Source organism: Acinetobacter geminorum, assembly GCF_013009345.1.
Lineage (GTDB): Bacteria > Pseudomonadota > Gammaproteobacteria > Pseudomonadales > Moraxellaceae > Acinetobacter > Acinetobacter geminorum.
This window is the reverse complement of the sequence record NZ_JABELE010000001.1, coordinates 1-13,768: the sequence shown is the minus strand read 5'-3', so window position 1 is coordinate 13,768 and position 13,768 is coordinate 1. Positions and strand designations below refer to the sequence as shown.

The 13,768-nt window shown below is 42.2% G+C and carries 11 protein-coding genes and 1 tRNA gene; all 12 read right to left on the bottom strand.

From position 1 onward, the window contains the following. Positions 1 to 20: 20 nt before the first annotated feature. Positions 21 to 377: a hypothetical protein gene (locus tag HJG58_RS00060; protein ID WP_002115127.1), complete on the bottom strand. Its 357-nt coding sequence runs from the start codon at positions 375 to 377 to the stop codon at positions 21 to 23. A 207-nt stretch (positions 378 to 584) separates the two neighbouring features. Then, positions 585 to 950: a DNA transfer protein p32 gene (locus HJG58_RS00055; protein ID WP_170247533.1), complete on the bottom strand. Its 366-nt coding sequence runs from the start codon at positions 948 to 950 to the stop codon at positions 585 to 587. Between the two features lie 180 nt (positions 951 to 1,130). Continuing rightward, positions 1,131 to 5,324, bottom strand: coding sequence for a DNA-directed RNA polymerase subunit beta' (gene rpoC, locus HJG58_RS00050; protein WP_002114988.1), 4,194 nt, complete (start codon positions 5,322 to 5,324; stop codon positions 1,131 to 1,133). 86 nt (positions 5,325 to 5,410) lie between these two features. After that, positions 5,411 to 9,499 carry a DNA-directed RNA polymerase subunit beta gene (gene rpoB, locus HJG58_RS00045; protein ID WP_170247532.1) on the bottom strand — a complete coding sequence of 1,363 codons (4,089 nt, stop codon included), beginning with the start codon at positions 9,497 to 9,499 and terminating at the stop codon, positions 5,411 to 5,413. A gap of 304 nt (positions 9,500 to 9,803) precedes the next feature. Continuing rightward, positions 9,804 to 10,175: a 50S ribosomal protein L7/L12 gene (rplL, locus tag HJG58_RS00040; RefSeq protein ID WP_001229360.1), complete on the bottom strand. Its 372-nt coding sequence runs from the start codon at positions 10,173 to 10,175 to the stop codon at positions 9,804 to 9,806. 42 nt (positions 10,176 to 10,217) lie between these two features. Further along, the gene (rplJ, locus tag HJG58_RS00035; RefSeq protein ID WP_002115099.1) at positions 10,218 to 10,724 is read right to left on the bottom strand and encodes a 50S ribosomal protein L10; all 507 of its coding nucleotides are present in this window, start codon (positions 10,722 to 10,724) and stop codon (positions 10,218 to 10,220) included. A gap of 311 nt (positions 10,725 to 11,035) precedes the next feature. Next, positions 11,036 to 11,731 carry a 50S ribosomal protein L1 gene (gene rplA / locus HJG58_RS00030; RefSeq protein ID WP_005804118.1) on the bottom strand — a complete coding sequence of 232 codons (696 nt, stop codon included), beginning with the start codon at positions 11,729 to 11,731 and terminating at the stop codon, positions 11,036 to 11,038. 3 nt (positions 11,732 to 11,734) lie between these two features. After that, the gene (gene rplK / locus HJG58_RS00025; RefSeq protein WP_001074682.1) at positions 11,735 to 12,163 is read right to left on the bottom strand and encodes a 50S ribosomal protein L11; all 429 of its coding nucleotides are present in this window, start codon (positions 12,161 to 12,163) and stop codon (positions 11,735 to 11,737) included. A gap of 109 nt (positions 12,164 to 12,272) precedes the next feature. Continuing rightward, on the bottom strand, positions 12,273 to 12,806 hold the full coding sequence (gene nusG / locus HJG58_RS00020) for a transcription termination/antitermination protein NusG (protein WP_002115092.1): 534 nt from the start codon (positions 12,804 to 12,806) through the stop codon (positions 12,273 to 12,275). A 7-nt stretch (positions 12,807 to 12,813) separates the two neighbouring features. After that, the gene (gene secE / locus HJG58_RS00015) at positions 12,814 to 13,254 is read right to left on the bottom strand and encodes a preprotein translocase subunit SecE (protein ID WP_002114837.1); all 441 of its coding nucleotides are present in this window, start codon (positions 13,252 to 13,254) and stop codon (positions 12,814 to 12,816) included. A gap of 75 nt (positions 13,255 to 13,329) precedes the next feature. Next, positions 13,330 to 13,405, bottom strand: a tRNA-Trp gene (locus HJG58_RS00010). 60 nt (positions 13,406 to 13,465) lie between these two features. Continuing rightward, on the bottom strand, positions 13,466 to 13,768 hold a 303-nt coding region (locus tag HJG58_RS00005; RefSeq protein ID WP_456263971.1), incomplete at its 5' end, for an EF-Tu C-terminal domain-related protein.

Sequence of the window (13,768 nt, the reverse complement as noted above, 5' to 3'; positions counted from 1 at the left end):
TTTTTTTATTTGTTAATTTTTTATCTTTTCTCTTCAATCGCAGCACCAGCACCACCACCGATCGCACCGCCAATTGCAGCACCAGAGTCACCACCAATCAGTGCTTTACCTACGACTGAACCGATACCAGCACCAATCGCACTCTTAGTCGTTGTCTGTTTACTGCCGCCTTGGGTATTAGAGCCTACGCCTGCACCTACCGCTGCGCCTAAGCCTGCACCAATACCTCCACCTACATGGTTACCTAAACCACCACCAAGTGCTCCACCTGCTGCTGCTGCACCAATACGTTGGTCAGATGGGCTCATATTTTGGCAGCCTGTGAACATAAGTGTAGACAACATTAAAGCAGAAACTAATCCAATTGTTTTTTTCATGACCGTTCTCACAATGATCTGTTCTAGAGAAAAGAATAATCCCCTTTTATGAGGAATTTGATCAGATTGTGTTATCCGTCTGTCCTAATCGATTGATATTTTGTAAAGCTCTGCCTTTTATATTTATTAAGCCAAATTTTAATTATAAAAAAGAAGTCTTTAATCACATAAAGACTTCTTTAGTTTAACAATTATTTAAGGATATTTTTAGTACTTCCCTTTCTTCTCTTCATAGGCTGCACCGGCACTACCACCCAATGCTCCACCTGTAGCAGCACCAGCGTCACCACCAATAATTGCTCCACCTAATACAGCGCCGACACCAGCACCAATTGCACTATTACGTACGGTTTTACTGCTAGACCCTTTTGCATTAGCCGCAACACCTGCACCGAGTGCCGCTCCTAGACCTGCACCTATATTACCGCCCATGTGTTTTCCTACCGCACCACCTGCGCCACCACCAATAGCAGCTGAACCAATACGTTGACTTTCTGGGCTTGCATTCTGACAACCAACAAACAAAGTTGTAGACATCAGGCCAATACTAACAATCATCATCATTTTTTTCATTAGATTTACTCCAGTCTTCATAAGCAGGTAGCCTAATGTGTTTTTGTGGAGTCTTTATCCCGCTTAAGTAATAAAATAATTGCTCTTTAATATATTTATGTAATTACAATTTAAAATTGTTATAAATAAATATAAATAAAAAAGGCACCCTAAGGTGCCTTTTTTAGTGCCATTCTAAACTTAGAATTGTTCAGAGTTTAATGCTTGGCTGAATGCTTGGTCTACTTCGCTGAAGTCATTATGAAGCTCATGCTCTGCAGCTTCTGCTTCTTGACGACGACGCTCTAAGTGGTACGCAAGACCAGTACCTGCTGGAATCAAGCGACCTACTACAACGTTTTCTTTCAAGCCACGTAAATCATCTTCTTTACCTGTTACAGCCGCTTCAGTTAACACACGAGTTGTTTCCTGGAACGATGCAGCAGAGATGAACGAGTCAGTAGAAAGCGACGCTTTAGTAATACCCATCAATTGACGTTCAAACTTCGCAGGGAACTTGTTCTGAGCCAAGACAGCTTGGTTCTCTTGAACAACACGGATGTAATCCACTTGCTCGCCTTTGATGAAGCTTGTATCACCGCCATCAGTGATATCAACTTTACGCAACATTTGACGTACGATAACTTCAATGTGCTTATCGTTGATTTTTACACCTTGGAGACGGTAAACGTCTTGAACTTCGTTCACGATGTAGTTAGTTAATGCAACTTCGCCCTTCAAACGCAAGATGTCATGTGGGTTTTGTGGACCATCAGAAATAGTCTCACCACGGTTTACATGCTCGCCTTCGAATACGTTGATTTGACGCCATTTTGGAATCAATTCTTCGTAAATCTCAGAACCATCATCCGGAGTAATTACCAAACGGTTTTTACCCTTAGTCTCTTTACCGAAGCTTACAACACCTGATACTTCAGCAAGAATCGCATGCTCTTTTGGCTTACGCGCTTCGAACAAGTCAGCTACACGCGGAAGACCACCGGTAATATCACGAGTACGTGATGTTTCTTGTGGTACACGACCAATAACGTCACCCACACCAATCGTTTCGCCATCACGGACAGTTACGATTGTGTTTTGTGGTAAGAAGTAGAACTGTTCGCCGCCATCTGTTGTATCCAACACAATTGCAGGACGTAGATCTTTACCAGAAGCAGGACGAGCTGTTACAGGCAAGATTTCAACAGTAGTCATACCAGTTGCATCATCAGTTTTCGATGTTGCAGTTACGCCATCAGCGATTTGGCTGAAACGCGCTTTACCAGCAACTTCTGTTACTAATGGATGTGTATGCGGATCCCAAGTCGCTACGATACCGCCAGCTTCTACAGCTTCACCATCTTTCAACAAGATGCTTGCACCGTAAGGAAGTTTGTAACGCTCACGCTCACGACCTAAATCATCGGCAATACCAATTTCACCTGAACGTGAAACTGAAACCAAATGGCCTTTTGCATGTTGTACAGTTTTCACGTTATGGAAACGTACAGTACCTTTGTTACGTACTTGAACACTGTTCGCAGCAGAAGTTCGGCTCGCAGCACCACCAACGTGGAACGTACGCATCGTTAACTGTGTACCCGGCTCACCGATTGACTGTGCAGCCATTACACCGACTGATTCACCTGGGTTCACCAAGTGACCACGTGCAAGGTCACGACCATAACAACGAGCACATACACCGAATGTTGATTCACATGCGATTACAGAGCGTACTTTAACTTCATCGACACCAGCTTCTTCAAGCTGAGCTGCGATTTTCTCGTCAATTAACGTACCACGAGGTAATACAACTTCATCATCAGATGCACGACGTACGTCTTCAGCAGTTACACGACCTAATACGCGGTCACGTAATGGCTCGATGACATCACCACCCTGAATGAATGGAGTCATTACTAAACCACCCGCTGTACCACAGTCAGGTTCAGTAATTACCAAGTCTTGCGCTACGTCTACAAGACGACGAGTCAAGTAACCAGAGTTCGCAGTTTTCAATGCTGTATCGGCCAAACCTTTACGCGCACCGTGTGTTGAAATAAAGTACTGAAGTACTGTTAAACCTTCACGGAAGTTCGCTTTAATCGGAGTCTCAATAATCGAGCCATCCGGTTTTGCCATCAAACCACGCATACCAGCAAGCTGACGAATCTGCGCCGCACTACCACGGGCACCCGAGTCAGACATCATATAGATGCTGTTGAATGATTTTTGTTTCTCGTCTTCACCTTGTTTGTTTTTAACAAGTGTATAAGACAAGTTATCCATCATTGCTTTAGCAACTTGGTCGTTTGTACGCGCCCAGATATCGACAACTTTGTTATAACGCTCACCAGCAGTTACGAAACCTTGTTCGAACTGTTGTTCGATTTCACGAACTTCTGTTTCTGCTTTATCAATAATTGTGTGCTTAGTAGGTGGAATGAGCATGTCTTCCATACCTACAGATACACCTGAACGAGTCGCTTGACGGAAGCCCAAGTACATTAATTGGTCAGCAAAGATAACTGTATCTTTCAAACCAAGTTTACGGTAGCAAGAGTTGATCAATTTAGAGATGTTCTTTTTAGTCATCTCAAGGTTGATCATGTCAAAGCTCAAGCCTTGTGGAACAATTTCCCAAAGCAAACAACGACCAGGTGTTGTATCAACAATAATAGTTTGGTGTTCACGTTCACCATTTTCATTGATAACAGTTTGGTGTACACGTACTTTAACACGCGCATGGATCGCAACCTGACCAGTAGCAAGTGCACGGTTTACTTCATGAGTATCCGCGAACACCATGCCTTCACCTTTGGCATTTACAGCATCACGTGTGATGTAGTAAAGACCCAAGACAACGTCCTGAGAAGGAACGATGATTGGCTCACCGTTTGCTGGTGACAAGATGTTGTTTGTTGACATCATCAATGCACGAGCTTCTAACTGTGCTTCAAGTGTCAATGGAACGTGTACCGCCATTTGGTCACCATCGAAGTCGGCGTTAAACGCAGCACAAACGAGTGGGTGAAGACGGATTGCCTTACCTTCAATAAGAATAGGTTCAAATGCTTGAAGACCTAAACGGTGAAGTGTTGGCGCACGGTTCAACATTACTGGGTGTTGACGAATTACAGAAGCAAGAACGTCCCAAACTTCCGGAGTCTCACGCTCAACCATTTTCTTCGCAGCTTTAATGGTAGTTGCCTGACCTGAAGCTTGTAGTTTCGCGAAAATGAATGGCTTGAATAATTCAAGTGCCATTTTCTTCGGAAGACCACATTGGTGAAGACGTAAAGTAGGACCTACAGTAATTACCGAACGACCAGAATAGTCAACACGCTTACCTAATAAGTTCTGACGGAAACGACCTTGTTTACCTTTGATCATATCTGCCAAAGATTTTAATGGACGCTTGTTAGAACCAGTAATTGCACGACCACGACGACCGTTATCAAGCAATGCATCTACAGATTCTTGTAACATACGTTTTTCGTTACGTACGATGATATCTGGAGCAGCAAGGTCAAGAAGACGCTTCAAACGGTTGTTACGGTTAATGACACGACGGTATAAATCGTTCAAGTCAGAAGTCGCGAAACGACCACCTTCAAGTGGAACTAATGGACGTAAATCAGGTGGAAGTACTGGAAGTACATTCATCACCATCCATTCTGGCTTGTTGTTTGAATCTTTGAATGCTTCCATCAATTTCAAGCGTTTAGACGCTTTTTTCAACTTCGTTTCAGAAGTTGTTTGAGGAATTTCTTCACGTAAACGTGCGATTTCAGCTTCAAGATCGATATCTTTCAACAAGTCCTGAACCGCTTCTGCACCCATTTTCGCAGTGAATTCATCACCGTGTTCTTCAAGTGCATTGAAGTATTCTTCGTCTGTTAAAAGTTGATACTTTTCAAACGGAGTCATACCTGGGTCAGTTACAACGTATGATTCGAAATACAATACACGTTCGATATCACGAAGTGTCATATCTAATAATAAACCGATACGGCTCGGTAACGATTTTAAGAACCAGATATGTGCAACTGGAGAAGCAAGTTCAATGTGACCCATACGTTCACGACGAACTTTCGCTGTAGTTACTTCAACGCCACATTTTTCACAAATGACGCCTTTGTATTTCATACGCTTGTATTTACCACACAAGCATTCGTAATCTTTTACTGGACCAAAAATTTTGGCACAGAACAAACCGTCACGTTCAGGTTTAAAAGTACGGTAGTTAATTGTCTCAGGTTTTTTAACTTCACCATGAGACCATGACTTAATCATTTCTGGTGACGCAAGACCAATACGGATACGGTCAAACTCAATTGGTGCATGACCATCTGAGTCCGTTTTCTTACGCATGATATCGAGCAAGTCTTTCAATTTTTTTCTCCGTGTGTCGGGAAGCAATGCTTACCCGACTGGGTCACAAATATTGTTTTTACCTAAAAAATCGTGAGTCTTACGACTTAGTCACCATTTTTCAGTTCAATGTTGATACCTAAAGAACGGATCTCTTTGGTCAATACGTTGAACGATTCAGGCATACCCGGGTCCATATAATGGTTACCATCTACAATATTCTTATAGATGCGTGTACGACCTTCAACGTCATCCGACTTAACAGTTAACATCTCTTGGAGAGTATATGCTGCGCCGTAAGCTTCGAGTGCCCAGACCTCCATCTCACCGAAACGCTGACCACCGAATTGTGCTTTACCACCAAGCGGTTGCTGTGTAACAAGAGAGTAAGAACCAGTTGAACGCGCATGCATCTTGTCATCAACCAAGTGGTTCAATTTGAGCATGTACATGTAACCTACAGTTACAGGACGATCAAACTGTTCACCAGTACGGCCATCAAACAATACTGTTTGACCTGTACGAGAGATACCAGCTAACTCAAGCAAGTCTTTAATTTGGCTTTCTTCAGCACCATCGAATACAGGAGTAGCTAAAGGTACACCGGCACGTAAGTTGCCTGAAAGTGCCAAGACTTCAGCATCAGTTAAGCTATCAAGATCCTCTTGCTCACCACCGACTTTGTTATAAATCTTGTCTAAGAATTCACGCAGTTCTAAAACTGTGCGCTGTTCTTTCAACATTTTCTCGATTTTATCACCAAGCCCTTTAGCCGCCATACCTAAGTGAGTCTCAAGAATCTGACCCACGTTCATACGAGATGGTACGCCCAACGGGTTCAATACGATATCTACTGGTACACCGTTAGCATCGTGTGGCATGTCTTCAACAGGTAAGATGTTAGATACAACACCCTTGTTACCGTGACGACCAGCCATCTTATCACCAGGCTGAATACGACGTTTAACAGCTAAGTAAACTTTAACAACTTTCAATACGCCAGTTGTTAATTCATCACCTGTTGCAAGCTTACGTTTCTTCTCAGCGAATTTCTCATCAATTTCTGCGCTCTTTTCTTTTAAGAACACTTGAATTTGAGTTAAACGCTCAGCGATTGCTTCATCTGCTGGTTGAATTTCAAGTAAATCAACAAGCTCTAAACCAGATAACACTTCTTCAACGAGTTTGTCACCACGTTTAGTTGAACCACCGCCATTAGACTCTTGGCCTTTAAGCAAACGAATTACACGCTCACGAGCTGCTTCTTCAAAGATCTTATATTCTTCTTTCAAGTCTTTACGGTAAGCATCAAGTTGTGCTTTTTCGATCGCCAATGCACGGTCATCTTTCTCTAAGCCATCACGAGTGAAGACTTGAACATCGATAACTGTACCTTTTGTACCAGATGGAACACGTAAAGATGAATCTTTAACGTCAGCTGCTTTCTCACCAAAGATTGCACGAAGCAATTTTTCTTCAGGAGTTAACTGAGTTTCACCTTTAGGCGTTACTTTACCAACAAGGATGTCACCTGCTGTAACTTCAGCACCGATATAAACGATACCTGATTCATCAAGTTTAGAAAGTGCAGCTTCACCAACGTTAGGAATATCGGCAGTAATTTCTTCTGCACCTAACTTAGTATCACGCGCTACACAAGATAATTCTTGAATATGAATAGAGGTTAAACGGTCTTCTTGAAGTACGCGCTCAGATAATAAGATCGAGTCTTCATAGTTGTAACCATTCCAAGTCATGAACGCAACGCGCATGTTTTGACCAAGCGCAAGCTCACCCATATCTGTAGACGGACCGTCTGCCAAGATATCACCGCGAGCAACTTTGTCGCCCAAATTCACGATAATATTTTGGTTGATACAAGTGTTCTGGTTAGAACGCGTATATTTAATGAGGTTGTAGATATCTACACCAGCCTCACCAGCGATCATTTCATCTTCGTTTACACGAATAACGATACGAGAAGCATCTACGTATTCAATTGCACCACCACGGTTTGCAATTACACACACACCTGAGTCACGTGCAACATTCGCTTCCATACCTGTACCTACAAGCGGTTTATCCGCACGTAGAGTAGGAACTGCCTGACGTTGCATGTTTGAACCCATAAGCGCACGGTTCGCGTCATCGTGTTCAAGGAATGGAATAAGTGATGCAGCAACAGATACAACCTGCTGAGCAGAAACATCCATATGCGTCACTTTTTCTGGTGGCATACGTACGAATTCACCTTGATGACGAACAGAAACAAACTCTTCTGTTAAGTTGCCATCTTTATCTACTGCAGAATCGGCCTGTGCAATTACAGTACCTACTTCTTCAATCGCAGAAAGGTATTCAACTGCATCAGTTACTCGACCATCTACCACTTTACGGTAAGGTGTTTCCAAGAAACCAAAGTCATTTGCTTTTGCATATACTGAAAGCGAGTTAATCAAACCAATGTTTGGACCTTCCGGCGTTTCAATTGGACATACACGACCATAGTGAGTTTGATGTACGTCACGTACTTCAAAGCCCGCACGTTCACGTGTTAAACCACCAGGCCCAAGCGCAGATACACGACGCTTATGCGTAATCTCAGATAATGGGTTGTTTTGGTCCATGAACTGAGATAATTGGCTTGAACCAAAGAATTCTTTGATTGCAGCTGCAACTGGTTTAGCGTTAATTAGATCTTGTGGAGACAAGTTATCTGTTTCTGCTTGGCTTAAACGTTCTTTAACTGCACGTTCAACACGAACTAAACCAACACGGAATTGGTTTTCAGTCATTTCACCAACAGAACGTACACGACGGTTACCCAAGTGATCGATATCGTCGACTTCACCTTTACCGTTACGGATTTCAACTAATGTACGTAATACATCAATGATATCATCGTGCGATAAAATACCTTCTACTTCACGTGACTTCTGGTCAGTACCAACTTCGTATGGACGACCCAAACGACGGTTGAACTTCATACGACCTACTGGAGATAAGTCATAACGCTCAGAAGAGAAGAATAAGTTATTGAATAAGTTTTCAGCAGCTTCTTTTGTTGGCGGCTCGCCTGGACGCATTACTTTATAAATTTCAACTAATGCTTCTTCACGACCAGCCGTTGTATCTGCACGTAAAGTGTCAGCAACAAACGAACCACGATCAATATCGTTCGTAAACAAGATATTGAACTGTTTAACACCACCTTCTGCCAACTTCACCATAACTTCATGGCTTAACAAAGTATTCGCAGCAATTACCTCACCATCACGCAAAGTAATATTTTCAGCAGTGATACGCTCATATAAGTATTCATCAGGAACTGAAAGTTTTGTTAAACCAGCAGCTTCCATTTGACGTACGTGACGAGCATTAATACGTTTACCTTGCTCAACAATAACTTTGCCGTCATTGTCAGCAATATCAAATTGAGCCATTTCCCCACGTAAACGTTCAGGTACTAGGTCAATCTGGTAGCTACCCATATCAAGATACACAGGTACTTTTTCATAGAACAAATTCAAGATTTGTTCGTTGTTATAACCTAATGCACGTAATACAACAGTAGCAAGTAATTTACGACGACGGTCAATACGTACGTAAACTAAGTCTTTCGCATCAAATTCGAAGTCTAACCATGAACCACGGTAAGGAATGATACGTGCTGAATACAACACTTTACCACTTGAGTGGGTTTTACCCTTATCGTGATCAAAGAAAACGCCTGGTGAACGGTGTAATTGAGATACGATTACACGCTCAGTACCATTAATAACAAATGTACCGTTTTCAGTCATGAGTGGAATTTCACCCATATAGACTTCTTGTTCTCGTACGTCTTTAATTGATTTAGTTTCGCGATCTTTAATAATCAAACGAATTTTAACGCGCATTGGTGCCGCATAAGTCGAACCACGAAGAATACATTCGCGTACATCGAACTCAGGTTTACCAAGGCTATACTCAACAAATTCTAAAGCAGCATTGCCAGAATAACTTTCGATAGGAAAAACTGAACGAAATGCGGCTTGGAGACCGATATCTTCGCGGTTTTTTGGAGTTTTGCCATCTTGCAAGAATGTTCTGTACGAATCGACCTGAATCGAAAGTAAGTACGGTGCATCCATTACTTGGGGCAATTTACCAAAATTCTTACGGATCCGTTTCTTTTCGGTATATGAGTATGCCATCTGGAGTCCTCGGAAAGTAAACTAAGCCCGCCTGCAGAACGGGCTCAGAAGGAATTACGCAGGCCGATATGGCCACCACTGTTTACAAATGCTGCAATTTTTAGTGGTATAAAAACGCTTAACAATATTTTTAAAAAAGAAAAATATTGGTAAACATTTGAAATTACTTGTCTTATTCTGATTTTCTCAAAAATCAAACAAAACTAACAAAAATCGAGCCGATTATTGTAACGCAAAAAGGCTGATGACCCAAGAGCCATCAGCCATTTTATGGAGCCGATTTAAAAACCGACTCCTTTTACAATTACTTAAGTGTAACTGTAGCACCAGCTTCTTCAAGTTTCTTCTTAAGTTCTTCGCCTTCTTCTTTAGAAACGCCTTCTTTAAGAACTTGAGGAGCACCTTCAACTAGGTCTTTAGCTTCTTTAAGACCAAGGCCAGTTGCTTCACGAACTGCTTTAATTACAGCTACTTTGTTAGCACCGAAAGAAGTCAACTCAACGTTGAATTCAGATTGTTCTTCAGCAGCAGCAGCAGCGCCACCAGCTGGAGCAGCAACAGCAACAGCTGCAGCTGAAACGTTGAATTTCTCTTCGAAAGCAGAAATTAATTCAACAAGTTCAAGAACAGTTTTTTCAGCAACTGCGTTTAAGATTTCTTCGTTAGTTAAAGCCATGAGAATAACTCCAAATGGATATTGAATGGTGTGTAAAATTGATTAAGCAGCTTCTGACTCGTTTTTCTCTTTGAGCGCTGTAATAAGGCGACCCAATTTCGAAATAGGAGCTTGAAGGACAGAGGCAAGCATAGTAAGAGCTTTCTCTTGGTTCGGAAGGTTTGCAATTACGCTAACGTCAGCACCTTGATAAACTTTGCCGTCAAATGCAGCAGCTTTTAATTCAAATGCTTTGTTAGTTTTAGCAAAATCTTCGAACAAACGTGCAGCTGCACCCATGTCATCTTCAGAAGTTGAAAAACCTAGAATTGTTGGACCAACAAGGTTGTCGTTCAAGATATTGAATTGAGTATCTTGAAGTGCGCGTTTAGCTAAAGTGTTACGTACAATACGTGTAGAAACACCTAACTTACGAGCTTCAACACGAAGTGTTGTTAATTGCTCTACGCTTAAGCCTTGGTAGTCAGCAACAACGGCTGCAAACGCCTTAGAAGCAACTTCACTTACTTCCGCAACGATCTGTTTTTTGTCTTCAATAAGAAGAGCCATTGTAAAACCTCCTAAGGTGATTTATGTACCCAATGGGCACACTCCCAATTCGTAAGCCTTTCGACTTACACGCGGAGGAGGAACAAATCACACCACCGCGTCTACGCAGGCTGGTTTATTAAGAAAAGTGCTATTCGAAAATAACATCTTTTCGCCTGAGGTCTTTGACGCTGATAAATTCTCATTTATCAATTCAAAGTCCGCCTGATGGGTAAGGGATAAAGCTTTGCCCTACCCAACCAAATAGAAAAATATTTCTATTTAAGTTCTGTCCCCAATCAGGACTTTAAAATTCTTTACTAAGTCTAAACTTAGTTAGAAACGTTGTTTACATCAACAGTAAGACCAGGACCCATAGTTGAGCTCAAAGTGATCTTTTTGATGTATACACCTTTAGAAGTTGCAGGTTTTAACTTTTTCAAGTCAGCAACTAAAGTTTCAACGTTTTGACGGATAGCAGCAGCATCAAAGCCTACTTGACCGATCGCAGCATGGATAATACCCGCTTTGTCTACACGGTAACGAGCCTGACCAGATTTAGCGTTTTTAACAGCATTCGCTACGTCAGGAGTTACAGTACCAACTTTAGGGTTTGGCATTAAACCACGTGGACCAAGAATTGTACCGAGCTTACCAACAACACGCATAGCGTCAGGAGCAGCGATTACAACATCAAAGTCAAGGTTTCCACCTTGGATGCTTTCAGCAAGGTCATCAAAACCTACAACATCAGCACCAGCTTCTTTAGCAGCTTCTGCTTGCGCGCCTTGAGCAAATACAGCTACACGTACAGTTTTACCAGTACCTGCAGGTAATGTAGTTGCACCACGAACAACCTGGTCAGATTTACGTGGGTCTACACCAAGATTTACAGCTACATCCAAAGATTCTTTGAACTTTGCAGCAGGTAGGCTGTTAAGAACTTGTACCGCTTCTTCCAAAGTGTAAACTTTGTTTGCTTCAACAGCAGCAGCAATGGCTTTTTGACGTTTAGTTAACTTTGCCATGTCTTATAGCTCCACTTCCAAGCCCATAGAACGTGCAGAACCAGCGATGGTACGAACACGTGCGTCTAAATCAGCACCAGTTAAATCCGGTTCTTTAGTAGTCGCAATTTCTTCTAACTGAGCACGAGTCAACTTACCAACTTTAGTTTTGTTTGGTACAGATGAACCCTTTTGAATACCAGCAGCTTTCTTAAGAAGAATAGAAGCTGGAGGAGTTTTCATGATGAATGTGAACGACTTGTCGTTATACACAGTAATCACTACAGGAATTGGAAGACCTGGTTCAACTTTTTGTGTAGCAGCATTGAATTCTTTACAGAATGCCATGATGTTTACACCACGTTGACCTAACGCAGGACCAATTGGTGGAGATGGATTTGCTTTACCAGCTGGAACTTGCAGCTTGATATAGCCGTCAATCTTCTTAGCCATTTTAAAATACCTCTGGGTACAAACGCCGCTAGGCTCCCCAATCTTTACGCAACACTACTGTTACAACAACAATGCCCGATAAAATCGGGCGCTTTTCAACCAATTGAGATTAAATCGTTTTTTCGACTTGGCGAAACTCGAGTTCAACCTGAGTTGGTCGATTAAATACATTAATCGTCAACGTTAAACGTGACTTATCGTATTGAACCTCTTCCACTACACCTTTAAAGTCTGTGAATGGACCGTCAATAACAAGTAATTCTTCACCTGGCTCAAACATCGTTTTAGGACGAGGCGCTTCACCAGTATTACGTACACGCGCAAGAATCGCATCTGCTTCACGTTGAGTGATTGGTGCTGGTTTTTCAGGTGTTCCACCAATAAAACCTAGAACCTTTGGACATTCTTTAACGATATGCCAAGTATCATCATTCATTTCCATTTCGACTAACACATAGCCAGGAAAGAATTTACGCTCAGATTTACGTTTCTTACCATCCTTCATTTCTACCACTTCTTCGGTAGGAACAAGGACATCACCAAAGCTATCGGCAACAGCGCTACGCTGGATTCGTTCTGTAAGTGAACGCATCACTTGTTTTTCATAGCCAGAGTAGGCATGAATAATGTACCAACGTTTCATAGCTCTTTTACCCGATAATCAACTTAATTAACCAACCCAAACCATAGTCAAAGCACCACAAAACCAATGATGCGACAACTACAACCAATAGAACCTGCCACGATGTAGTGACTGTTTCTTGTTTTGTTGGCCAAGTTACTCGACGCAATTCGACTCGTGCATCTTTTAGCAAGCGAACGAAGCCTTTACCTTGATGGGTGGCGTATAATAAACCTAAAGCCACAACGATACAAGCAAAAATTGCCCCAACGCGCACCCAAACATTATTTGCAGGCGCCCAATACGCTGGCAAATGTTGATTCACCATGGTAGCTAAAAGCAACAATGCTATTGCAATCACCCATAGAACAATATCTAAAGGCGAACCAGAACGAACAACTTCAGCAGAATTATTTCTTTGAGGAATTGGCGCGTCGCTCAATGCGTCACGCGATTTATCATTCGACATTTTTGTACTCGTCGTAGAACTCGCGACTTATTATATGAACAACTAAGCCAGCATCAAGCTTTTTATTTCAAAATATGGCAGGTCAGGAGGGACTCGAACCCCCAACATTCGGTTTTGGAGACCGACGCTCTACCAATTGAACTACTGACCTATAATGCAAGTTGAGAGCCAAAGCCCTCAACTTGAGACGTAATCCGTCACTATAATATGCTTATGCAGTTACTTTCGCAACAACACCAGCACCTACAGTACGACCACCTTCACGGATCGCAAAACGTAGACCTGGGTCCATTGCGATTGGGTGGATTAATTCTACTGACATTTCAACGTTGTCGCCTGGCATAACCATTTCAACGCCGTCTTGTAATTGGATTGCACCAGTTACGTCAGTTGTACGGAAGTAGAACTGTGGACGGTAACCATTTAAGAATGGAGTATGACGACCACCTTCTTCTTTAGAAAGTACGTATACTTCTGCGTCGAATTTAGTGTGCGGCTTGATTGTACCTGGTTT